Consider the following 22,465-nt stretch of genomic DNA (forward strand, 5'->3'; position numbering starts at 1 on the left):
AAACGACGAGCGGCCGGGGCGTCGCGCACCCCGGCCGCTCTGTTGTGTCAGCCGATCACTCGGCGAGGCTCACGCCGTAGAAGATGTGACCGCCGAACGGGTCGATCTTGTAGTCCTGGACTTCGGGCCGGATCGGCTCGAACACCACGGAGTGCGCGATGGTCGCCCACGGCGCCTGCTCCTTGAAGACGACCTGCGCCTCCCGGTAGAGCTCGGCACGTTCGGATTGCTCGGAGGTCACCTTGGCTTCCTCGATCAGCTCCTGGAACGGCTCGTGGCACCACTGCGCGCGGTTCGATCCGCCGACCGAATCACATCCCAGCAGCACGGCGAGGAAGTTGTCCGGGTCGCCGTTGTCGCCGGTCCAGCCGAGCAGCACGGCGCCTTCGCGGTCCTCGGCCTTCGAGCGCTCGAGATACTCGCCCCACTCGTAGGACACGATCTCAACGTCGACGCCGACCTGGCTGAAGTCTTCCTGCAGCAGTTCGGCCATGCGGCGCGCGTTCGGGTTGTAGGGACGCTGCACCGGCATCGCCCAGATCTCCATCGACAGGTCGGTCACGCCGGCCTCTTCGAGCATCTGGCGCGCGGCCTCGGGGTCGTAGGGATCGTCCTCGACCTCGTCGTTGTAGGACCAGATCGTCGGCGGGATCGGGTTCTTGGCCGCGGTACCCGCGCCCTGGAACACCACGTCGATGATCGCCTGCTTGTCGATGGCCATGTTGAGGGCCTTGCGCACCTCGACCTGGTCGAACGGCTCAACCTGCGTGTTGTATGCGAGATAGCCGACGTTCAGGCCTTCCTGGCTCATCAGGTTGACGTTCTCGTCCGACTCCATCGCGTCGAGGTCCGCCGGGTTCGGATACGGCATGACGTGGCACTCGCCCGCCTGCAGCTTCTGGTAGCGGACGCTCGCGTCGGGCGTGATGGCGAAGACGAGGTTGTCGATCGGCGCGGCGCCCTTCCAGTAGTCCTGGTTGGCGCTGTAGCGGATCACCGCATCCTTCTGGTAGCCGACGAAGGAGAACGGACCGGTGCCGATCGGTGCCTGGTTCAGCATCTCTGGCGTGCCGGCTTCCTGCAGCTGGTCGGCGTATTCCTTCGAAAGGATCGACGCGAAATCCATCGCCATGTTGGCGATGAACGGCGCTTCGGGCCGGGTCAGGTTGAAGCGCACGGTGTAGTCGTCGACCTTCTCGATGCTCTCGATCAGGTCGGGCATCGACATGGCGTTGAAGTACTCCCAGGTGCCGCCCGAGTACCCGTTGTAGGGGTTCTCTTCGTTGCCCTGGCGATCGAACGAGAAGATCACGTCGTCCGCGTTGAACTCGCGGCTGGGCGTGAACTGGTCGTTCGAGTGAAACTGCACGCCCTGGCGGAGCGTGAAGGTGTAGGAGGTGCCGTCCTCGGACACTTCCCAGCTTTCGGCGAGGCCGGGCACGATGTCGGTGGTGCCGCGCTCGAACTCCACGAGCTTGTTGTAGATCTGGCGCGACGAGGCGTCGAAGGTCGTGCCGGCCGTGTAGAGCGCAGGGTCGAACCCCTCGGGCGAGCCTTCGGAGCAATAGATTAGCGTCTGCGCCGAAGCCGCCGCGCTCAGCGCGAGCACGGCTGCGCCGGCCGCCAGCGTGGTGCGGATAAGTGTCATCGAGTGACCTCCCGTGATGCGTTGTTGTCCGGCGCTCTTGTTCGGCGCCGACATGTCGAAACCGTGACCCCGGGCGGCAAGCGATGCAAACCGGTATCTCCATGCATTTTTGCAAGAGCGGATTTGCGCGCATTTCCGGCGCAACTTTCGGACCGGGAGCGGAGTCCAATCGCAAGATCCGGGAGGTGACGCAGGGTCGCATACGGACGTCGCGATCGGCGCGCGGGCCCGGCGCGCACCGTTGCGTCGGCTCAGCGGTCGGACGTGACCGGGAAGGCGATCGCCTCCTCGTTCCAGCCATGAACGGTGCACCGGGCCCGCACGAAGATCTCGCGCGCGCCATCGGGCACCATGACCGACCCGAGCGAGCGGGTGAACGGCTGCTCGGTCTCGTGCGGATGCAAAAGCTCCCGCGTGCCTAGGACGGTGCCGTCGGCCGTCTCGACGCGCCAGGCGTCGGCATAGTGATCCCAGCCGGTATCGGGGTGTGCCAGCGTCACCGACACACGCCACGACATCCCGGTCTTCTCCATGGTCATGTCACGGACCTCGGGGCTGTCCGCCGCGAGCGTCGTGGCCGTCGCGGCCCATGCGACCGCTGCAAGCATCGCTTTCATCACGTTCCCCCTGCTGTCCCGAGCACGTTTCACGGAAGCGGGCGGCGCGGCAACCGTTGGCCTTGGGTCAGCGACCGCGCGGGCCGTCACCTTTGCGTGTCGCATCCGGCGTGGCCGGCCCCGCCGGCGACCGCAGCAGCACCTCGCGCGACGCCGACACGAATTCGCGCCGCAGGATGACGATGACCGTGATCGCCGTCGCGGCCAGAAGTGCCGACGCCCCCAGGAGCCACGCCGACGCCGCGATGCCAAGATAGACCGAGCGGAGGCCGCGATTGTAGCTGCGAGCGGCGGTCACGTTGATCTCGCCCGCCTGCGCAGCGCGCGGAAAGGCCAGCGGATCGGCCGGGTCGTTCGGCACCGCCGCCATCAGCACCGAGCAGTACCCGAACAGGCGATGCGACCAGACGAACTTCAGGAACGCGTTGGCCGCGAAGAGCACCATCAGCAGGATCTTGATCTCCCACACCGCCGTCGGCGCGTCGTCGGCGGTGATGTCCTGCACGACCCCCGACAGCAGTTCGGCATTGCCGATCAGGGCGAAACCGCCACCGATGGCGATCATCGCTGCCGAGGCGAAGAATGCCGTGCCCTGCCGGAGATTGGCGACGATCTGGCTGTCGAAGATACGCGGATCGCGGGTCACGAACTGCCGCATCCATTCGCGCCGGAACTCCGCCATCAGGACCGAAACCGACGGGCGCGACGCCGGCGGATGCTCCACCACGACGGTAAGCGCGATCCAGACGGCGAAGAGCAGCGCCACCGCCACGAGGTCCAGTGTCGAGAACAGCGCAATGCGATCCAGAAGGGTCATCGCCGCGCCTCAGAACGGCTTGGCCACGACGACCCAGAGCACCGCCAGCACGCCCAGAACGCTGATCTCGTTGAAGATGCGAAGGAAGCGGTCGCTTTCGTCGAACCGGCCGCGACGCGCGCGCAGCACCATCAGCCCGGTCCAGCCGTAATGCGCCACGAGCGCGAGGACGAGCCCGAGCTTGAGCCAGACCCAGCCGGGCATCGCCAGAAGCCCCCCGAGCCACAGCCCCGTGAGGATCGCGATCACGCCGAGGCCCGCGGAGAACCGGTAGAGCCGGATGGTCAGATCCCCGAGCGGCCCGAACTCACCCAGTCGCGCATGCTCGCGCTTCCAGTAGATGAGGGCGCGCGGCACCGCGAAAATGGAGGTCATCCACCCCATCACGCACAGAAGATGCACGATCTTGATCCATGTCATGTCGGCATAGCTGCGCCAAAGGCAGGATGCGCGCAAGAGGCAGGGGTGCGCCTCTTGGGACGGGCGAGCGCGTCGTGCGTGACGTATGCGGCGACGTTCGCCCGTTTCGGCCCCCGCCTGGGCCGGCCGCGCGCGCCGACGCCGCATGTGCCGCACCTAGTCAAGCCCGACCGGAGCGCCTACCATCCGGGCAACCGGAGGAGACGACCCATGCAGATGCCGGACCCTGACGCCGTCCTGATCGGCCGAAAAGCGGACATCGTGTCCAAGCTCGAGCGCCTGTTGCCCGCCGATGCCGTGATCTCGGACATCGCCGAGACGCGCGCCTACGAATGCGACGCGCTGACCGCGTACCGGTGTCCGCCGCTCGCCGTCGTCCTGCCCGGCTCGACCGAGGAGGTCGCCGCCGTGCTGCGGCTCTGCCATGCAGAGGGCGTCCCGGTCGTGCCGCGCGGCGCGGGCACCTCGCTGGCGGGCGGCGCCCTGCCGACGGCCGACAGCGTGATCCTTGGCGTCGCGCGCATGACCGAGGTGCTGGAGACCGACTACAACAACCGGGTCATCCGGGTCGAAACCGGCCGCACCAACCTGTCGGTCACCGGTGCCGTCGAAGAGGACGGCTTCTTTTACGCGCCCGATCCGTCGTCGCAGCTGGCCTGCGCCATCGCCGGCAACATCGCGATGAACTCGGGCGGCGCGCATTGCCTGAAATACGGCGTGACGACCAACAACCTGCTCGGTGTCACCATGGTCACCATGGACGGCACCGTGCTCGAGCTGGGCGGCGCGCATCTCGACGCGGCCGGCTACGATCTGCTGGGTCTCGTCTGCGGCTCCGAGGGCCAGCTCGGCATCGTGACGGAGGCGACGCTTCGCATCCTGCCCAAACCCGAGGGCGCCCGTCCGGTGCTCATGGGCTTTTCCTCCAACGAGGTTGCCGGCGCCTGCGTGTCCGACATCATCAAGGCGGGCGTCCTGCCCGTGGCGATCGAGTTCATGGACCGCCCGTGCATCCGTGCCTGCGAGGCCTTCGCCAAGGCCGGCTATCCTGATTGCGAGGCGCTCCTGATCGTGGAGGTCGAGGGCTCGGACGCGGAGATCGACCATCAGCTCGGGCTGATCAAGCAGATCGCCCGCGGCCACGACCCGGTGGAGCTTCGCGAGGCGGCCGACGCCGACGAGGCGGGCCGCATCTGGCTCGGCCGCAAATCGGCGTTCGGCGCGATGGGCCAGATCAACGACTACATCTGCCTCGACGGGACGATCCCGGTGTCGGAACTGCCCAGGGTACTGACGCGGATCGGCTCGCTGGCCGCCGAGTACGGGCTCGAGGTCGCCAATGTCTTTCACGCGGGCGACGGCAACATGCACCCGCTGATCCTGTTCAACGCCAACACGCCCGGCGAGCTCGAGAAGGCCGAGGGCCTTGGCGCCGACATCCTGCGGCTCTGCGTCGAGGTCGGCGGCTGCCTGACCGGCGAACACGGCGTCGGCGTCGAGAAGCGCGACCTGATGGCCGACCAGTACGCGCCCGCCGATCTCGAGGCGCAGATGGCGGTGAAAGACGTCTTCGACCCGGCGTGGCTGCTGAACCCGGCGAAGGTGTTTCCGCTGCAGGTCTCGGAGGCCCGGCGGACGGCCCGGCTGGCGGCGGAGTGACCGGGGCTCCGCCCCGGACCCCGGAGTATTTTCGCCAAGAAGAAGCAGGAAGCGGCATGCGACCGACGAGCGAAGAGGAACTGAGCGCGCTGGTGGCGGAGGCCAGCGGGCCGCTGGTCATCCGGGGCGGCGGCACCCGCGGCATCGGGCGCCCTGTGACCGGCGAGGTGCTCGAAACCGGCGCGCTCACGGGGATCGCGCTCTACGAACCGGGCGCGCTGACCCTGGTCGCCAAGGCCGGCACACCGGTTGCGGAGATCGAGGCGGCGCTCTCCGCCGAGGGACAGCGGCTCGCCTTCGAGCCGATCGACTGCCGCGGACTGCTCGGACGCGAGGGCACGCCGACCATCGGCGGTGTCGTGGCGGCGAACGCCTCGGGACCCCGCCGCATCCAGGCCGGCGCGTGCCGCGATCACATGCTGGGGGTGCGGTTCGTCGACGGCACCGGCGCGGTGGTCAAGAATGGCGGGCGAGTGATGAAGAACGTGACCGGCTACGACCTCGTGAAGCTGATGGCCGGAAGCCACGGGACGCTCGGCGTTCTGACCGAGGTCGCGCTCAAGGTTCTTCCGGCGCCGGAAATGTCGGCGACGTTGAGTTTTGCGGGTCTCTCGACCGAGCGGGCGGTCGCGGCGATGTCCGCGGCGCTGGGCTCGCCGTTCGAGGTCACGGGGGCCGCACACCTGCCGGACGGGTCCGACGGCACCGCCGAGACGCTCCTGCGGATCGAGGGGTTCGACGACTCGGTCGCGTATCGCGCAGAGCGTCTTCGCGCGCTTCTCGAGGCGTTCGGCACCGCCCGGATCGACCGCCACGAGGGCCGGGAGGCCGGGCCCTGGGCGGCGGTGCGCGATGTCGCGGCGTTCCACGACGCGCCCGGCGATGTCTGGCGCATCTCCGTCAAACCGTCGGACGCGCCGGCGATCGCACGGGCGGCGGACGCCGAGGGCCTCGTCTTCGATTGGGGTGGCGGGCTGATCTGGGCGCGCGTGCCCGCGGGCACCGACCTGCGTGCGCGGATCGGCCCCTTCGCCGGTCATGCCACTCTTATGCGCGGCGACGAGGCCACGCGCGCCGCGCTGCCGGTCTTCCAGCCGGAGCCTGCGCCGGTCGCGGCCCTGTCCGACGGGCTGCGGCAGCGCTTCGACCCGCGGGGCGTCCTCAATCCCGGGCTCATGGCCTGATCACGGCCCGAGCCTTCCGAAACACCGACCACCGCCAGGACCCGATGCAGACCACATTCACCGACGCCCAGCTTCGCGATCCCGATACCGCGCGGTCCAACGAGATCCTGCGCGCCTGCGTGCATTGCGGCTTCTGCACCGCCACCTGCCCGACCTACCAGGTGCTGGGCGACGAGCTCGATTCGCCGCGCGGGCGCATCTACCTCATCAAGGACATGCTCGAGAACGAGCGCGTGCCGGACGAGAAGACCGTCCGCCACATCGACCGCTGCCTGTCCTGCCTCGCCTGCATGACGACCTGCCCGTCCGGGGTGCATTACATGCACCTCGTCGATCATGCCCGCACCTATATCGAGGAGCATTACGAACGGCCGTGGCAGGACCGCGCGCTGCGCTGGGTGCTGGCGCGGATCCTGCCCTATCCCGGCCGGTTCCGGGTCGCGCTTCTGGGCGCGAAGATCGGCCGTCCGTTCCGCGCCCTGGTGCCCGACAGGCGCCTGCGCGCGATGCTCGACATGGCGCCCGCGACGATCCCGCCGGTCAGCCGCAACGACGACCCGCAGACCTTTCCGGCCGAGGGCCGGCGCCGCCGGCGCGTCGCGCTGATGACCGGCTGCGCGCAGCGCGCGCTCAACACCGACATCAACGACGCGACGATCCGGCTTCTGACCCGGCTCGGCTGCGAGGTGGTCGTGGCCGACGGGCAAGGCTGCTGCGGGGCGCTGACCCATCACATGGGCAAGACCGACGAAGCCCACGGCACGGCCGCACGCAACATCCGCGCCTGGACCCGCGAGATGGACGGCGACGGGCTCGACGCGATCGTCATCAACACCTCGGGCTGCGGCACGACGGTCAAGGACTACGGACACATGTTCCGCACGGAACCGCTTGCCGCGGACGCCGCGCGGGTGTCCGGCATCGCCGTGGACGTGAGCGAGCTTCTGGCCGAACTGGTTCGCGAGGCCGAGACCGAGACCGGCAACGAGGCGGCGGAGGGGATCGCCGGCACCGACGCGCCGGCCGGGCACGGCGTCTTCGCGCCGCCGCGGCCCGAGGGGCACGGCCTGCGTGTGGCCTACCACGCCGCCTGCTCGCTGCAGCACGGCCAACAGATCAAGAGCCACCCCAAGGACCTGCTGAAGCGCGCGGGCTTCGAGGTGGTCGAGCCGGCCGACAGCCACCTGTGCTGCGGCTCCGCGGGCACCTACAACCTGATGCAGCCGGAGATCTCGGCCCAGCTGAAGGACCGCAAGGTCCGCACCCTCGAAGCCAAGCGCCCCGAGATCATCGCCGCGGGCAATATCGGCTGCATGATGCAGATCGGCGCCGGCACCGAGGTGCCGGTCGTGCACACCGTGGAGCTTCTCGACTGGGCCTGGGGAGGGCCGCGGCCGCCGGCGCTTCCGGCCCCCGACTGAGCACCGAGGCTCCCTCTGCGCGCCGCATTTTCGCCCCAGACCGAAGCTACTTCTGTGGGCCAAGCCAACAGGAGTTTCGACTTGCGCGCAGGACTACTCGCCCTCTGCCTCAGCCTTCTCTTGCCAGCGGGCGCCAGCGCCGCGGGCCTTTTGTCTCTCGGTTCGTCGGAAGAGGGCGGCGACTGGGACGCGGTCGGCCGAATCGAGATCGAGGGCCGCGCCTTCTGCACCGGCGCGCTGGTGGCGCCGCATCTCGTCCTGACGGCCGCTCACTGCCTTTACGATTCCGACACCGGGGCGCGCGTCCCGGCCGAGCGGATGCAGTTCCGCGCCGGCTGGCGCAACGGCCGCGCCGCCGCCTACCGCTGGGTGCGTCGCGCCGTGCACCTGCCGGATTTCGTCTACGCCGCGCCGGCGAATTCCGAACGGGTGCGCCACGACGTGGCGCTGCTCGAGCTGCAGCACCCGATCAACAACACCACGATCATTCCGTTCGAGACCGACCGCCGGCCCGACGCGGGGGACCAGATCGGCGTCGTCTCCTATGCCCATGACCGGTCGGAGGCGCCCAGCCTGCAGGAAATGTGCGAGGTGATCTCGCGGCAGGATGGCGTCGTGGTCATGTCATGCAGCGTCGACTTCGGCTCGTCCGGGTCGCCCGTCTTCTCCTTTGCCTCCGGCACGCCACGCATCGTGTCGGTGGTGTCGGCCAAGGCCGAGGCACAGGGCGACGCGGTGTCGCTCGGCATCGGCCTCGACGGCCCGGTGGAGCGTTTGCGCAGCGAGCTCGACCGGGTGCGTGCCGAGGCCGCCCTGCCCGGAACCCGGTCGGTGCAGGCGGGTGCGCGGGTCGAGACCGGCGCGAAGTTCGTCCGCCCGTGATCCGCGCCCTGGCGCTCGCCGTCGCGCTGGCCTGTCCCGGCACGGCACTGGCCCAGGCCGGGCTCGACGCACTCGACCGCCGGTCGGAGCTTTTGGGGTGGGAGGCAGTCGGCCGGCTCGACATGCCGCACGGAACATGCACCGCGACGCTGATCGCGGCCGATGTCGTGCTGACGGCGGCTCATTGCCTGCACGGTCTTGATGCCGACGCCCCGGTCCGGTTCCGCGCCGGGCTCAGCCACGGGCGCGCCGTTTCCGAACGGCAGCTCGCGGGCTGGGTCATGCCCGAACGCTACCGGACCGACCGCGGCGCGCTGGAGCGGACCGAGAGCGTCGGCCTCGATGTCGCGCTCGGCCGACTCGACGCGCCGATCTCGACCACGGATGCCGATCCGTTCCTCGTCCTCACGGACGAGGCGCGCGGCGACGCGCTGAGCGTGGTGTCCTACGGGCGCGGACGGCTCGACGCGCCGTCGCGGCAGGGCACGTGCCGGATCCGGCAACGTTTTACACACGAAGTCCTCGGTTTCGATTGCGACGTGACCTTCGGCTCCTCGGGCGCCCCGGTCTTCGCCCGTCAGGGCCGGCGCATGCGCATCCTGTCGGTGGTGTCGGCCGGCGACGGCGTGCGCGCGTTCGGTCCGCGCGTGGCCGGCCGGATCGCGCCTTTGCAGGCCGCGCTCGACCGCGACGTGCCCGCGCCCGCGAGCACGACGGGCATCAAGCGACTGCGCGTGGGCGAAGGGCGCGCCGGTGCCTCCGGCGCCCGCTTCGTGCGCCCCGAGCGGAGCCCTTGACAGCGGCCGGGCCGCTTCCCAAATTCTCCGATGCGGAACGCCGCGATCGGGTTCCGTGATTCCAAGCGCCTGTTTCCGAACGGAAAAGGCGTTCACATATGGTATCGCTCAACGGAGGATAACCCATGCGTAGCTTCGACTTCGCACCGCTCTATCGGGCCACGGTCGGCTTCGATCAGATCGCCGACATGATGGACCGCGTGCTGGCCAGTGACGTGAGCCAGCCGACCTACCCGCCCTACAATATCGAAAAGACCGCGGACGACGCGTATCGCATCTCGATCGCCGTCGCCGGCTTCTCCGAGTCCGACCTCTCGGTCGAGGTGAAGGACCATGCCCTCGTCGTCTCCGCGCAGAAGGCCGAGGAAGACGGCGATCGCCGGTATCTCCACCGCGGGATCGCCACGCGCGCGTTCGAGCGCCGCTTCCATCTGGCCGATCACGTGCGGGTCGTCGGTGCCAGCCATGCGGACGGCATGCTGCACATCGACCTCGTGCGCGAGATCCCCGAGGCTCTGAAGCCCCGCCGGATCGCGATCGAGAAGGCTGATGGAAACGGCACCGCCAAGGACGTGGTCGACGCCAAGAGCGTCAACTGATCGTCAGCTTGAAGACATTGTCGAACGCCCCGGCCATCGCCGGGGCGTTTTCGCAGGTCGCAGCCCGATCCGCCTTGCGCCCGCTACTCAGCCAAGCGTCCAGATGTCACCAATGATCGTTTCCGGTGCAGGTAGCCGCTCCTTCGCGGGTGCGTCGTAGAGAACGAGAACGCCGCCGTCGACCTCGGGCCACATCACGAGGCCCTCCGGATGGTCGACCGGTCCGCGATACGGCATCTCGGTCACCTGCTCTACCTGCTCTGGCGGCACCATGCCGGACCGGCGCGCGCCCATGAACCCGCGCCAGCGCAGAATGTCCGCGCGCCCGTCGCCGGCCGTTACCGGGCCGGTCAGAATCAGCAGGTCGTCGCCCCACACCTCAAGATCGCGGATGCCCTCGCCGCCTGCGGGAACGAGGTGCTTGCGATAGCGGCGCCCGTTCTCGATCTTGCGCGGTTTCAGGTGGCCGTCTTTCCCGACCTTCATCTCGAATTCGAGGATGACCGCCTGGTCCCGCAGAACCGGCCCGCGCAGGCCGAGCCAGACGCGATTGCCGCGGCCGACCATGCCTTCGATGTCGAAGCCGTTCTCCTTGGACGGCACCGAAAGTGTGGGCCCCAGATGGGGGTCGTCTTCCAGCCAGCCAAGAAGCTTCGACGATTTCTTGCGAAGCTCGATCCATGCCGCGCGCCGGTCGCCGTCGCGCCCCACCGGCGCCATGCCGTCAGGGCGCTTGGCCAGCGGCACCCGCGCGAGGAAATACCGGTTCGGATCGCGCTTGATCTTCGCCATCTTGGCGAGCCCGGTTTCGGGGTCGTGCTTTTCGGGCTTGTACTTGCCGCGCTTCAGCGAATGCGAGCCGGTGATCCACAGCCACGCGCCGTCGCAGTCGAGCCCCTCGATGTCCATCTCGCCGTCCGGCCCGTCCGGAAGGTCGATGAAATCGCCGAGGTTGAAATGCGCGTGGTTGCCCCAGTTCCCGTCATCCGTCGGCGTCAGCCGATCGACCCCCGCGGTCTCGTCGCAGCAGACGAACAGGCTCGAACCGCAGCGCGCGGCCGACGAGATATCCTCGTGGATCGCGGCCGAGACGTTCTCGATGTCGTCGAAATGGCGAAAGGACAAGGTGATGGTGGAGTGCGGGGTGAACTCTGTCATCAGCGGGCCTCCTGACATCCGAGAAGGCCAACGCGGCGCGGCGAGGTGCCGTTCCGAAAGGCCGTGCGCGAGACACCGTCGCGGACAAGCCACGGACTGCTATGCCGCGCGGTTTACCGCGTCGCACACATCGTGCCGGCCGGGCGGGCACGATCCTGTCCGGCCGAAGATCGGGTTCAGAGCGTCAGGCAGACGTATTTCATCTCTAAGTACTCGTCGATGCCGTGGTGGCTGCCTTCGCGGCCGAGGCCGGATTGCTTGACCCCGCCGAACGGCGCGACCTCGGTCGAGATGAGGCCGGTGTTCACGCCGACGATGCCGTATTCCAGCGCCTCGGCGACGTGCCAGACGCGGCTCAGATCCTTGGCGTAGAAATACGACGCGAGGCCGAAGATCGTGTCGTTCGCCATCTCGACGACCTCGTCCTCGTCCGTGAACCGGAAGAGCGGGGCAAGCGGGCCGAACGTCTCTTCGGTGGCGAACGCCATGTCCTGCGTCGCGCCCGTCACGATGGCCGGCTTGAAGAAGTTGCCTTCGGCATCGTGCTGGTCGGAGCCTAGGATCACCTTGCCGCCCTTCGACTTGGCGTCGCGGATATGCTCCTGCACCTTGTCGATGGCGTCGCGCGTGATCATCGGGCCGAGATCCACGTCATCCTCGGCGAGACCGTCACCGAGCTTCAGCTTTTCGACTGCCGCCTTCAGCTTCTCCGCGAACTCGTCGTAGATGCCGTCCTGGATATACAGGCGGTTGGCGCAAACGCAGGTCTGACCGTTGTTGCGGAACTTGCAGGCGATGGCGCCCTCGACGGCGGCGTCCACGTCGGCGTCATCGAACACGATAAAGGGCGCGTTGCCGCCCAGCTCCATCGAGCATTTTTTGACCTGGTCCGCCGCCTGCCGCAGCAGGATACGGCCGACCTCGGTCGACCCGGTGAACGTGATCTTCGCGACCTTCGGGTTCTCGCAGAACTCCTTGCCGACCTCGGAGGAGGACGACGACGTAACGACGTTGAACACGCCCGAGGGGATGCCCGCGCGCTCGGCCAGAACGGCGATCGCGGTCGCCGACAGCGGCGTCTCCTTCGCCGGGCGCGCAACGAACGAACAGCCGGCCGCCAGCGCCGGCCCGGCCTTGCGGGTGATCATCGCGTTCGGGAAGTTCCATGGCGTGATCGACGCGGCGACGCCGATCGGCTGCTTCATGACGAGGATCCGCTTGTCGCGCGCGTGTCCGGGGATCTGCTCGCCCAGAACGCGCTTGGCCTCCTCGGCGTAGAACTCGACGAAGGACGCGCCGTAGGCGACCTCGCCCATCGCTTCCTTCAGCGGTTTGCCCTGCTCGGCGGTCATGATCTTTCCGAGGTCGCGCTGGTGCGCCATCATCAGGTCGAACCACTTGCGCAGGACCTGCGCGCGCTCCTTGCCGGTCCAGCGGGCCCAGTCCTTCTGCGCCTGGTGGGCCTGGTCGATCGCGTCGGCGATCTGCGGCCGGCTGAGATCCGACATCTCGGCGATCACGTCGCCGCGCGCCGGGTTGGTCACGTCGAAGGTGCCGTCGTCGCCGCGGATCCACTGTCCGCCAACGAAGGCGCGAGGCTCGAGAAGGCTCGGGTCGTCGAGCATTTCGGCCAGGTCGGTGGTCTTGTCGAGCATGTCACAAACCTTTCAAAAATTGGGATGCCGCGCGCCGTGCATCTGGTAACTCTGACCTCACTCCGTACTGTTCGCCCCGACAAGAGGAAAGCGATGACATTGGACGACGCCTACGACAACGCCGGTCACATTCCCGGAGCGGCCGATTATCCGCCCCGCTGGGCCGCCGAAGCGGAATCGTTCCGCAAGAGAATGGGCGCCGCCAATCGTGCACGGCTCGGTCTCATGTACGGTCATGGAACGCGGCAGGTGCTGGATTTGTTCACGCCGGTCGGACGCCGCGACGGTCTTCTGATCTTCGTGCATGGCGGTTACTGGCGGCGCTTCGGGCGGGGCGATTTCTCGCACCTGGCCGAGGGTGCGGTGCAGCGGCATTGGGCCGTGGCGATGCCGTCCTACGATCTGTGCCCGCGCGCGCGGATCTCCGACATCACCCGACAGGTGGCGAGCGCCATAGCCGCCGCCGCCCGAGAGCTTCCCGACCTGCCGATCCGGCTGGCCGGACATTCCGCCGGCGGCCACCTCGTCGCCCGGATGCTGGCGCCCGGCGTCCTGCCCGAAGACGTGGCCGCACGGATCGAACACGTCATGCCGATCTCGCCCCTGTCCGATCTTCGGCCTCTCATGGACACGTCGATGAACGCGGATCTCGGACTGGAGCCGGACGAGGCGGAGGCCGAGAGCCCGCTGTTCATGGACCCGCCCAAGACACCGGTCACCGTCTGGGTCGGGGGTGACGAACGCCCGGCCTTCCTCGACCAGGCCCGCTGGCTCGCCGAGGCGTGGAGCTGCGGTCACGTCGTCGACGAGGGCCGGCACCATTTCGACGTGATCGAGGGGCTGACCGATCCCGACAGCCGGATGATCGCCACCCTGCTCGACTGAACCCGCAGCATCGCGCGACGCGGCTTGCCAAGGCTGCCGCGCTCCGCCTAGATCGGCATGGGCCGGAGCGATGGCGTCGCTCCTTTCCTGCCCCTGCCCGTCCTGCACGCCCGGACGCATCCTTGCCGCGGGCCGCGCGGGGGAGGCAGGTGCCGGCCCCGCATGTTCCCGGCGACTCTGAGGGACATGCATGAACCGCCCCGACGCCTACCGCCTCCACAATGGCGCCAAGGCGCCGCTCCCGTTCGCTCCGGACGAATACGATGCACGATTGGCCGGCCTGCGCCGCATCATGGACGACCGCGGCATCGACGCCTGCCTGCTGACATCCATGGCCGCCGTCGCCTACTACTCCGGCTTTCTCTACTGCGCCTTCGGCCGGTCCTACGGCGTCGTCGTCACGCCGGGCGACTGCGTCACAATCGGCGCCGGCATCGACGCCGGCCAGCCCTGGCGCCGCTGCCACGGCGACGCGATCACCTACACCGACTGGCAGCGTGGGAATTTCTGGCGTGTCGCGGCGCGCATCGCCGGGCGCGGATGCACCCTCGGAATCGAAGGGGATCACGTGACGCTCGAGGCGCGGCGCGCCATCGCGGATGCCTTCGCCCCGGCGGAGATGATCGAGATCCACGACGCGACGATGCGTCAGCGGATGATCAAGTCGCCGGCCGAGATCGCGTTGATCCGCGCCGGCGCCGCCGTCGCGGACCTGGGCGGGGAGGCCATCCGCGACGCGATCGCGCCCGGCGCGCGCGAGATCGACATCGCCATGGCCGGGCGCGACGCGATGGAGATCGCGATTGCCGACCGTTTTCCGGACGCCGAGTATCGCGACACGTGGGTGTGGTTCCAGTCCGGCCTGAACACCGACGGGGCGCACAACCCGGTCACGGCACGGTGTCTAGAGACGGGAGACATCCTCAGCCTCAACACCTTTCCGATGATCTCGGGCTACTACACCGCCCTGGAACGCACCCTGTTCGTCGGCTCCGTCGACGACGCGTCCCGCGCGGTGTGGGAGGCGAATGTCGCCACGCACGAATACGGCATGTCGCTCTTGAGGCCCGGCGCAACCTGCGCCGGTGTGACGGAGGCGCTCAACGCGTTCCTCGAAGACCGGAATCTCCTGCGCTACCGCACCTTCGGCTACGGCCACAGCTTTGGCATCCTGTCGCACTATTACGGGCGCGAGGCCGGGCTTGAACTGCGAGAGGACGTGGACACGACGCTGGCGCCCGGAATGGTCGTGTCGATGGAGCCGATGCTGACGATCCCGCACGGCGAGCCCGGCGCGGGCGGCTATCGCGAGCACGATATCCTGGTCATCACCGAGGACGGCGCGGAGAACATCACCGGGTTCCCCTACGGACCGGCGCACAACGTCGTGCCGTGACCGGCATCGCGCATGGCTGGACAAAGTCTGACTGAAAAACTCGGATTGACTTGTCCGACGGATTTGGTCAGCTTTAGCCCAGCCACCCCGGGCGACAGGCCAGTGGGGAAGCCTCGCATCGACCCAACAGGAGGACGGCCCATGACCCGTGCCCTTTCGCCTGACCTGCCGCGCGATATCGCGGTGGCCCGCACCGAACGGCCCGGTTTCGTCACGGATGCCGAGCCGCTCGGCGTGTTCGGCCTCGAATCGCTCATCGACCGCCTTGTCTGGCGCGCCGCAATCGGAGACCGCGCATGCTGACCCGCCGCATCGATACCGAAACCGCCAGCGAAGTGCCCCAGCACGACGCGGAGATCCTGACCGGCGGCGGCGCTCTCGCGCAGATCCGCCTCGGCGCGCAGATCTACACCCTGCGCATCACCCGACAGGGCAAGTTGATCCTGACGAAATGACAGGCGCCGGCCGGTGGCGGATGACGTCGCCAGCGGACCACCATGTCGAGCAGTGCGCCGCTCCTCGCCGGCCAACCGTGCAACGCCGGGTGCGTCGAGGGGCGGCATCGACACGTTGCGCGGGGTTCCGCATCCGAACGATCAGCGCGACCCACCGCCCACTCCATTCCCACCGACACGACCAGGCAGGACAGGCATGACCAAGAAACTTCCGAGCCCGTGCATCGACGTTTGCAAGTTTCGCCGCGAAGGGCATTGCATCGGGTGCTCGATGACCAAGACCCAGAAAAAGATCCTCAAGAAAACGAAAAGCCCCGCGGAACGCGAGGCTTTCGTGACGCTGCTGGTTCATCAGCAGAACGACATGGGCAAATACGCCCATTGGCGCGCGGCCTACCTGAAGAAGTGCGCGAAGAAAGGCGTAAAGCCCCCCTTCGCTGCGTAAATCACTGCAGGTGGGCGCGGAGCATCCAGGCGAACTTCTCGTGCACGCGGCCCCGCTCGATCGCAAGATCCTCGGTCAGCGTATCGCCGTTGTCGCCGGACACTGCCTCGAGACCCGACAGGGTGGCGGCGATCTGCTCCTCGGCTTCCATCAGGAGCCGGATCATATCCTTGTCGGACTGCGTGCCGTCCTGTTCACCGACCTTGGAGCGCTGCAGCATCTTGGCCAGCTGCCCTTCGGCGTGCATGTCGAGCGCGCGGATGCGCTCGGCCAGGTCGTCCTGCCCTTCGAAATGATCCTCGTAGATCTTCTGGAACAGGTCGTGCAGCGGCCCGAACGCCATGCCTTTGACGTTCCAGTGGAAATTCTGCGCCAGCATCGTGGTCACCACCGTTTCGGCGACCGCCTGGTTGAGCGCATCGGCAATCGCTTCGCGCGCCGTCGGGCTCAAATTCATTGCAGTCTCGGGCATGACACTCTCCTTTGTTCCGCCGGACACGGCTGTAATTTAGAATAGTTCTAAACTGAATCAAGCCCTCGCGCCAGCCCTCTCGCGAGGAAGCCGATCGACCGGCGCGACGCCTTCGCCAAACGCCGCTCGGTGAGGAAAGTTGCACTGGCCTCGTCGCCGCGGCGGAACGCTGATATCAGCGCGATCAGCCACCGCTCGTCGAAGCTCAGGCCGGGGCATCCCGGCTTGAAGATGTTGGCAGGACGGTCAATTCCCTGGTCGAGCGTCCGGAACAGCGCCTCGGCATAGGTCGGGGCCGACGAGGACGGGTCGGCCCCGAGCAGCGCGCAGGCGCGAAAGAGATCCTCGCGCGGCGCGGCGCGGCAGCGCGCGGCGGTCCGGCGCAGCATGTCCAGCAGACCGCGGTCGGCCTCCGGCAGGTATTCGGTCTCGGGGCGCTGGCGGGACGGAACGGGCAGAAGTGCGGGTGTAGCGGTCATCTTTCGGGCCTTTCACGTCGGACCCCGCGGGGTCCCGCCGCACGGCGTCGGTCCGAGCGGCTCTAGTTCCCTAGTATATTTGTCGGCATTTTGGAAGTGCAATCTCTGCACGGTTTTTCGGCGCTGTCGGACATCGCCCAAAGCGAGCGTGGGCCAGCGGGACCGGCCCATTCGGCGGGCAGCGCCGACAAATCGTCGGACCCGGAGAGAGAACCGGCGCGGGGCCTCTCGCGTCCGGCGCAGGTGCACTCTAACGTCGGCGCAGCATGCGACTCGCCCCCATCACTTACGGCACCGCGCTCGCCATCATGCTCGGTTGGCTCTTCTGGATGGGCAAACCGATCCTCCTGCCCGTTCTCGTGGCGATCGTGTCGCTCTATGTGCTGTCGGCGGCGGCGAGCGCGCTCAAGCGCGTGCCGGTCATCAAGGTCCTGCCGCTCTGGGCGCTGCGGGTGATCGTGCTGGTCGCGTTCACCGCCGGGATCGTGGCGCTCTTCGCCATGCTGGTCGTCAATTTCGGGCGCGTCGCCGAGGCCATCCCCGGCTACGAGGAGAACCTCGACAGGCTCGTCGCGCGAGGGGCCACGCTCGTCGGTGTCGAGGACGAACCGAACTGGGCGATCCTGCGCGACAACACGCTGGGCCGGATCGACGTGGCCAGCTACCTCGGCCAGCTGGCCAACCAGATCCGCGGCATCGGAACGACACTGTTCCTCGTCGTGCTCTATGCGGCCTTCTTCTTTGCCGAACGCGTTCTCTTTGCCGACAAGGTCTCGATCGCGCTCGGCGGGTTCGATCGCGGACGCAAGGCGGTGGAACTCGTTGATCGGATCAATTCGCGGATCAGCGACTACCTTCTGGTGAAGACCTTCGTGAACGTCGTTCTTGCTGTCGTGTCCTACGGCATCATGTGGGTGATCGGGATCGAGTTCGCCGTGTTCTGGGCGGTCCTGATCGGCTTTCTCAACTACGTCCCGTACTTCGGCTCGCTGATCGGCGTGCTGTTCCCTGTGCTCCTGAGTCTCGTGCAGTCGGCCTCGTTCGGCTTTGCCGCGCTGGCGCTCGCCACGCTGACGATCGCGCAGGTCTACGTGGGCGCGGTGCTGGAGCCGCGGCTGATGGGCCGCACGTTCAACCTGTCGCCGGCCGTCGTTCTCCTCGCCCTCGCGTTCTGGGGCGCGCTCTGGGGCATCGCGGGCGCGATCCTCGCGGTCCCGCTGACCGCCAGCCTGGTGATCGTCCTGGCCGAGATCGAGATGACCCGCCCGATCGCCGTCATGCTCTCCGCGCGGGGCCGCATTTGAGCCTCAAGATCTTTCTCGTCTGCGCCCCGGGTCTCGAATCGCTCCTCGCGGACGAGGCGCGCGCGGCCGGGTTCACGGATGCCGCGCCCGGCGCCGGGGGCGTCACCGTCACGGGCGGCTGGCCCGACGTCTGGCGCGCCAACCTCGATCTGCGGGGCGCGGCCCGGGTTCTGGTGCGGATCGGCGGGTTCCCGGCGCCGCATCTCGCCCAGCTCGACAAGCGGGCGCGGAAGTTTCCGTGGACCGACACGCTGATCCCCGGCACCCCCGTCCGCGTCGAGGCGACCTGCAAGCGCTCCAGGATCTATCACGCCGGCGCCGCACAGCAGCGCATCGAGGGCGCCCTGGAGGCCGCGGGACTCCCTGTGGATCGGGACGCGCACACAGTGCTCAAGACCCGGATCGAGGACGACCTTGTAACCTTCAGTCTCGATTCCAGCGGCGAGCCCCTGCACAAGCGCGGCTTCAAGCAGGCCGTCGGCAAGGCGCCCATGCGCGAGACGCTGGCGGCGCTGTTCCTGCGCGCCTGCGGCTACGACGGATCCGAACCGGTCGTGGATCCGATGTGCGGCTCGGGCACTTTCCTTCTGGAAGCCGCGGAGATCGCGGCGGGTCTCAGCCCCGGACGATCGCGCCGGTTTGCCTTCGAAAATCTCGCCAGCTTCGATGCGGATGCCTTTGCCGCGATGAAATCCGGAACGGATATCGATACCCTGCCCGCCGGCCCGCGCTGTTTCGGGTCCGACCGCGACCAAGGCGCGGTCCGCGCCGCCGCGGCCAACGCGGAACGCGCCGGCGTTGCGTCGCTCTGCACCCTCGACTGTCACGCGGTCAGCGACGCAGCGCCCCCCGACGGGCCGCCCGGGCTGGTCATCGTCAATCCGCCCTACGGCGCGCGGATCGGCAACAAGAAGCTCCTGTTCGGCATCTACGGCGCCTTGGGCGAAACGCTGCGCACCCGCTTCCGCGGCTGGCGCGTCGGCCTCGTGACCTCGGAAAAGGCGCTCGTCACGGCGACGAAACTGCCCTTCGCCCGGCCAGGCCCCCCGGTGCCGCATGGCGGGCTGAAGGTGCAGCTCTGGCAGACCGGTCCGCTGAAGTAGCATCTGACGGATCATCCGCGCGCCTTGCACTCTCGAACGAAAAAGGGCTCCACCGCGGCGGAGCCCCCTGTCGCATCAGGTCGGTCGGATCACTCCGCCGGCGCGCACTCGCGGATCGCCTCGATGTCCGGCCCGTTCGGCGTCCGGCCGAGGTTGAACGGCGCCGACGCATCGCGCCAGCGCGCGTAGTCCTCGAGATATGTCAGCATCGACAGATAGACCTTGGCCGAGTTCTCGTTCTCGCACGCAGTCGTGGTGATGACCTCGTTGGCCATCTCCTGCACCTCGTTGAGCGTCTCGTCGTCGTAGCGCGTGATCTCGATGCCCGCGTCCTGGAACTTCTGGTAGGCCTCGGTCGCGCGCTTCTCGGTGAAGGCAAGCGACCACAGAAGCGTCGCATCAGCGGCGATCTGCAGTTTCTCCTGCGTCTCCGCCGACAGCGCGTCCCAGGATTGCTGGTTGATCATCACGCCGAAAACCGACGCGGACTGGTGCCAGCCCGGGGTCGCCCAGGCGCTGGTGACCTGCTGGAAGCCGCCCGACCAGTCGACGTTCGGGGTCGAGAACTCGGCCCCGTCGATCACCCCGCGCTCGAGCGCCTGGTAGATCTCGCCGCCGGCCATCGACACCTGGTTCCCGCCGAGCTGCTCCAGCAGGCGCCCCTGCTCGAGGCCCGACAGGCGCAGGCGCTTGCCCTGCAGATCGTCGAGCGACACGATCGGCTCGTTGGTGCGGAAGCCGGACTCGTTGTTGGTCACGCCGTAGGGCAGGTAGACCATGCCGAACTGGCCGTAGATCTCGTTGTAGATCTCGGCGCCGCCCCATTCCTGGATCCAGTTCACGTAGTCGACCGCGTTGAACAGCGACGCGGTGGTCGCCAGCGGCGAGAACGCGGCGTCGCGTCCGGCCCAGTAGCCCGGCCAGTCGGCGCCGGCCTGCACGGTGCCGCTCTCGACGGCGCCGAACACCTCGCCCGAGGGAACGAGCGACCCGCCCTCGTAGAACTCGATCTGAAGCTCGTCACCGGCAAGCTTGTTGACGAGGTCGACGAAGTGCCGGTCCGTCTCGATCAGTTCCAGCGACGACGGCCAGGTGGTGGTCATCGTCCACTGTTCCTGCGCGAGCGCGGCCGAGCCGAAGCTCGCCACGACCGCGGCGCCGAGCGCCATTGATTTCAGTTGCGTCATGGTCTTCCTCCCTAACTGGATGCGGATGACGGGTAGATCGTTGCGGGAAGCCAGGTCACGAGACCCGGGAACGCCGCCATGAGCAGCGCCATACCCACGATGAGCGCGATGAACGGCAGCACACCGACGATGATGTTGCCGGTCTTGACCTCGCGCGGGGCGATCGCGCGCAGATAGAACAGCGCGTAACCGAACGGTGGTGTCAGGAACGACGTCTGCAGCACCACCGCCATCAGGCACACGAACCACAGCAGGCTGATCCCCTCGATCTCCTGCACGATCGGCAGGAAGATCGGGAAAGACAGCAGCACGATGCCGGTCCAATCGAGAAACGCGCCGAGTATGAAGACGATGAACATCATCACCGCGATCAGGAGCCACGGCTCGAACTCGAGCGCGCGGATCAGCTCCTGCGTGGCACGCAGGCCGCCGGTGATGTTGAACACGCCGGTGAACGCGGTCGCGCCCACCACGATGAACAGGATCATCGCCGACGTCTTCCCGGTGTCGAGCAGCGCCTGGTAGAACGACGGCAGTGTGAACCTCCCGCGCACGATCACGATCAGGAGCGCGAGGATCGCGCCGATCGCCGACGCCTCGGTCGCCGTCGCGATCCCGGCAAGAAGCGACCCCAGGATGCCGAGGATCAGCACCAGCGGCGGCACCGCCTCGATCGCCAGCATGCGCAGGAGCTGGCCGCGCGGGATCTGCTCGTCCGCCTCGACCAGCGGCGCCATGTCGGGCCGGAGCCGCGAGATCAGCGCCACGTAGCCGGCATAAAGCAGGCCCAGCAGGACGCCGGGGATCATCGAGCCGGCGAACAGCTCGCCCACCGACAGCGGCGAGTACGAGGCCATCAGGATCAGCATGATCGACGGCGGGATCAGGATCCCGAGACAGCCCGACGCGGCGATCACCCCCGCCGTCAGCGACTGGGCGTAGCCGTAGCGCAGCATCGGCTGCAGCGCCATCACGCCCATCACCGTGATCGACGCGCCGATGATGCCGGTCGTCGCCGCCAGCAGGATCGAGATGAACACCACCGCGAGCGCGAGGCCACCGCGCACGTTCGACATCAGAAGACGCAGGCTTTCGAACATCTTGTCGGTCACGCCCGAGTTCGACAGGAACTGCGCCATCAGCACGAAAAGCGGAATGGCGATCAGCGTGTAATTGTCGAGAACGTCGCCGAAGATCCGGTTCACCACGATCCCGAGGACCATCGGCTTGCCCGCGATCAGCGCCCCAAGCACGGCCGTCCCGCCCAGCACGAAGGCCAGCGGGTGCCCCATGAACAGCCCGACGAGCAGGAGCCCGAACATCACCAGTGCGATCAGTTCAGGACCCATGATGCGACTCCTCCACGAGGTCTGCGTCCCGCCAGTAGTAGGTCCCCGCCAGGAGCTTCAGAACCTCGACCACGCCCTGCCACAGCAGCAGCGCCGCCGCGACGGTCATCGCGATCTTGAGCGGATAGACGGGAAGCTGCACCGCCCCGTAGGTCGTCTCGCCCTGTGCGACGCTGCGCGCGGCGAACTCCCACGAGCGCGTGAAGAAGACCCACGCGAAGGGAAAGAAGAAGATCACGTAGCCCGCGATCTCCACCACCCGGCGCAGCCCCTCGCCGAAGCGCTCCGTCACCAGGTCCACGCGCACGTGGCTCTGGTGGCGGAGCGCATAACCGCCGAGCAGGATGAAGTAGAACCCGTAAAGCTGCTTGGAGACGTCGAAGGCCCAGCGCGTGGGCGCGTTGAACCCGTAGCGCATGATGACGTCGTAGACGGTGATGGCGGCGAAGACGATGGCGAGACACGCCACGACACGCCCCACGACCTCGTTGACCGAGTCGAGTATCCTGATCGTCCCGTGCACGTCTCTCCCC

24 protein-coding genes are annotated in these 22,465 nt (G+C 67.8%); 13 read left to right on the top strand and 11 right to left on the bottom strand.

The annotated features are described in order from the left end of the window. Positions 1–55: 55 nt before the first annotated feature. From ROJ8625_RS04750 to ROJ8625_RS04765, 4 genes are all read right to left on the bottom strand, one after another. Positions 56–1,648, bottom strand: a complete 1,593-nt coding sequence (locus ROJ8625_RS04750; RefSeq protein ID WP_085790668.1) for an ABC transporter substrate-binding protein — start codon at positions 1,646–1,648, stop codon at positions 56–58. Positions 1,649–1,899: 251 nt separating this feature from the next. Next, positions 1,900–2,265 (bottom strand): hypothetical protein, encoded by a 366-nt coding sequence (locus ROJ8625_RS04755; protein WP_085790669.1) that lies wholly within the window; start codon positions 2,263–2,265, stop codon positions 1,900–1,902. Between the two features lie 67 nt (positions 2,266–2,332). Beyond that, on the bottom strand, positions 2,333–3,082 hold the full coding sequence (locus tag ROJ8625_RS04760) for a DUF599 domain-containing protein (protein WP_085790670.1): 750 nt from the start codon (positions 3,080–3,082) through the stop codon (positions 2,333–2,335). A 9-nt stretch (positions 3,083–3,091) separates the two neighbouring features. Beyond that, positions 3,092–3,502 (bottom strand): CopD family protein, encoded by a 411-nt coding sequence (locus ROJ8625_RS04765; protein ID WP_085790798.1) that lies wholly within the window; start codon positions 3,500–3,502, stop codon positions 3,092–3,094. Positions 3,503–3,712: 210 nt separating this feature from the next. On the opposite strand from ROJ8625_RS04765, the gene ROJ8625_RS04770 reads away from it, so the two are divergent. The 6 genes from ROJ8625_RS04770 (at position 3,713) to ROJ8625_RS04795 (ending at position 10,044) form a co-directional block, all read left to right on the top strand. Then, positions 3,713–5,161, top strand: a complete 1,449-nt coding sequence (locus ROJ8625_RS04770) for an FAD-linked oxidase C-terminal domain-containing protein (RefSeq protein WP_085790671.1) — start codon at positions 3,713–3,715, stop codon at positions 5,159–5,161. A gap of 56 nt (positions 5,162–5,217) precedes the next feature. Beyond that, on the top strand, positions 5,218–6,345 hold the full coding sequence (locus tag ROJ8625_RS04775) for an FAD-binding protein (protein WP_085790672.1): 1,128 nt from the start codon (positions 5,218–5,220) through the stop codon (positions 6,343–6,345). Between the two features lie 44 nt (positions 6,346–6,389). Then, on the top strand, positions 6,390–7,766 hold the full coding sequence (gene glcF, locus ROJ8625_RS04780) for a glycolate oxidase subunit GlcF (protein ID WP_085790673.1): 1,377 nt from the start codon (positions 6,390–6,392) through the stop codon (positions 7,764–7,766). Between the two features lie 81 nt (positions 7,767–7,847). After that, positions 7,848–8,648, top strand: a complete 801-nt coding sequence (locus ROJ8625_RS04785) for a trypsin-like serine peptidase (RefSeq protein ID WP_085790674.1) — start codon at positions 7,848–7,850, stop codon at positions 8,646–8,648. Continuing rightward, entirely contained in the window at positions 8,645–9,445 is an 801-nt protein-coding gene (locus ROJ8625_RS04790; protein ID WP_085790675.1) for a trypsin-like serine peptidase, read from the top strand. Before ROJ8625_RS04785 ends, ROJ8625_RS04790 begins: the two co-directional genes overlap by 4 nt. A 125-nt stretch (positions 9,446–9,570) precedes the next feature. Beyond that, complete coding sequence (locus ROJ8625_RS04795) at positions 9,571–10,044, top strand: Hsp20 family protein (RefSeq protein ID WP_085790676.1); 474 nt, start codon at positions 9,571–9,573, stop codon at positions 10,042–10,044. An 87-nt stretch (positions 10,045–10,131) separates the two neighbouring features. On the opposite strand, the gene ROJ8625_RS04800 is transcribed toward ROJ8625_RS04795, so the two are convergent. After that, the gene (locus ROJ8625_RS04800) at positions 10,132–11,202 is read right to left on the bottom strand and encodes a DUF3616 domain-containing protein (RefSeq protein ID WP_085790677.1); all 1,071 of its coding nucleotides are present in this window, start codon (positions 11,200–11,202) and stop codon (positions 10,132–10,134) included. A gap of 176 nt (positions 11,203–11,378) precedes the next feature. Further along, the gene (locus ROJ8625_RS04805; protein ID WP_085790678.1) at positions 11,379–12,857 is read right to left on the bottom strand and encodes an NAD-dependent succinate-semialdehyde dehydrogenase; all 1,479 of its coding nucleotides are present in this window, start codon (positions 12,855–12,857) and stop codon (positions 11,379–11,381) included. A gap of 93 nt (positions 12,858–12,950) precedes the next feature. Between ROJ8625_RS04805 and ROJ8625_RS04810 the strand changes: the two genes are divergently transcribed. The 5 genes from ROJ8625_RS04810 (at position 12,951) to ROJ8625_RS04825 (ending at position 16,038) form a co-directional block, all read left to right on the top strand. Next, the gene (locus tag ROJ8625_RS04810) at positions 12,951–13,742 is read left to right on the top strand and encodes a hormone-sensitive lipase (RefSeq protein WP_085790679.1); all 792 of its coding nucleotides are present in this window, start codon (positions 12,951–12,953) and stop codon (positions 13,740–13,742) included. A gap of 190 nt (positions 13,743–13,932) precedes the next feature. Then, complete coding sequence (locus ROJ8625_RS04815; RefSeq protein WP_085790680.1) at positions 13,933–15,138, top strand: aminopeptidase P family protein; 1,206 nt, start codon at positions 13,933–13,935, stop codon at positions 15,136–15,138. 141 nt (positions 15,139–15,279) lie between these two features. Continuing rightward, on the top strand, positions 15,280–15,441 hold the full coding sequence (locus ROJ8625_RS20940; RefSeq protein WP_159456723.1) for a hypothetical protein: 162 nt from the start codon (positions 15,280–15,282) through the stop codon (positions 15,439–15,441). After that, on the top strand, positions 15,435–15,593 hold the full coding sequence (gene hemP / locus ROJ8625_RS04820; protein WP_085790681.1) for a hemin uptake protein HemP: 159 nt from the start codon (positions 15,435–15,437) through the stop codon (positions 15,591–15,593). Before ROJ8625_RS20940 ends, hemP begins: the two co-directional genes overlap by 7 nt. Before the next feature lie 196 nt (positions 15,594–15,789). Beyond that, complete coding sequence (locus ROJ8625_RS04825) at positions 15,790–16,038, top strand: DUF1289 domain-containing protein (RefSeq protein ID WP_085790682.1); 249 nt, start codon at positions 15,790–15,792, stop codon at positions 16,036–16,038. Between the two features lies 1 nt (position 16,039). Here the strand turns inward: ROJ8625_RS04825 and ROJ8625_RS04830 are convergent, their stop codons facing one another. Continuing rightward, the gene (locus tag ROJ8625_RS04830) at positions 16,040–16,510 is read right to left on the bottom strand and encodes a Dps family protein (protein WP_085790683.1); all 471 of its coding nucleotides are present in this window, start codon (positions 16,508–16,510) and stop codon (positions 16,040–16,042) included. A gap of 47 nt (positions 16,511–16,557) precedes the next feature. Beyond that, on the bottom strand, positions 16,558–16,989 hold the full coding sequence (locus ROJ8625_RS04835; protein WP_085790684.1) for a hypothetical protein: 432 nt from the start codon (positions 16,987–16,989) through the stop codon (positions 16,558–16,560). 266 nt (positions 16,990–17,255) lie between these two features. On the opposite strand from ROJ8625_RS04835, the gene ROJ8625_RS04840 reads away from it, so the two are divergent. Both ROJ8625_RS04840 and ROJ8625_RS04845 read left to right on the top strand, forming a co-directional pair. Continuing rightward, entirely contained in the window at positions 17,256–18,293 is a 1,038-nt protein-coding gene (locus tag ROJ8625_RS04840) for an AI-2E family transporter (RefSeq protein ID WP_085790685.1), read from the top strand. Then, positions 18,290–19,396: a THUMP domain-containing class I SAM-dependent RNA methyltransferase gene (locus ROJ8625_RS04845; protein WP_085790686.1), complete on the top strand. Its 1,107-nt coding sequence runs from the start codon at positions 18,290–18,292 to the stop codon at positions 19,394–19,396. The genes ROJ8625_RS04840 and ROJ8625_RS04845 overlap by 4 nt, the downstream gene beginning before the upstream one ends. Positions 19,397–19,485: 89 nt before the next feature. Here the strand turns inward: ROJ8625_RS04845 and dctP are convergent, their stop codons facing one another. From dctP to ROJ8625_RS04860, 3 genes are read right to left on the bottom strand one after another with little or no spacing between them, the layout of a single operon-like run. Then, positions 19,486–20,583, bottom strand: a complete 1,098-nt coding sequence (gene dctP / locus ROJ8625_RS04850; RefSeq protein ID WP_085790687.1) for a TRAP transporter substrate-binding protein DctP — start codon at positions 20,581–20,583, stop codon at positions 19,486–19,488. Positions 20,584–20,594: 11 nt separating this feature from the next. Beyond that, on the bottom strand, positions 20,595–21,932 hold the full coding sequence (locus tag ROJ8625_RS04855; RefSeq protein ID WP_200813275.1) for a TRAP transporter large permease: 1,338 nt from the start codon (positions 21,930–21,932) through the stop codon (positions 20,595–20,597). Continuing rightward, positions 21,922–22,455, bottom strand: a complete 534-nt coding sequence (locus ROJ8625_RS04860) for a TRAP transporter small permease subunit (protein WP_234984163.1) — start codon at positions 22,453–22,455, stop codon at positions 21,922–21,924. Before ROJ8625_RS04860 ends, ROJ8625_RS04855 begins: the two co-directional genes overlap by 11 nt. Positions 22,456–22,465: the final 10 nt, after the last annotated feature.

Origin of the sequence: Roseivivax jejudonensis, assembly GCF_900172265.1 — a bacterium.
In the GTDB taxonomy this organism is placed as follows: Bacteria; Pseudomonadota; Alphaproteobacteria; order Rhodobacterales; family Rhodobacteraceae; genus Roseivivax; species Roseivivax jejudonensis.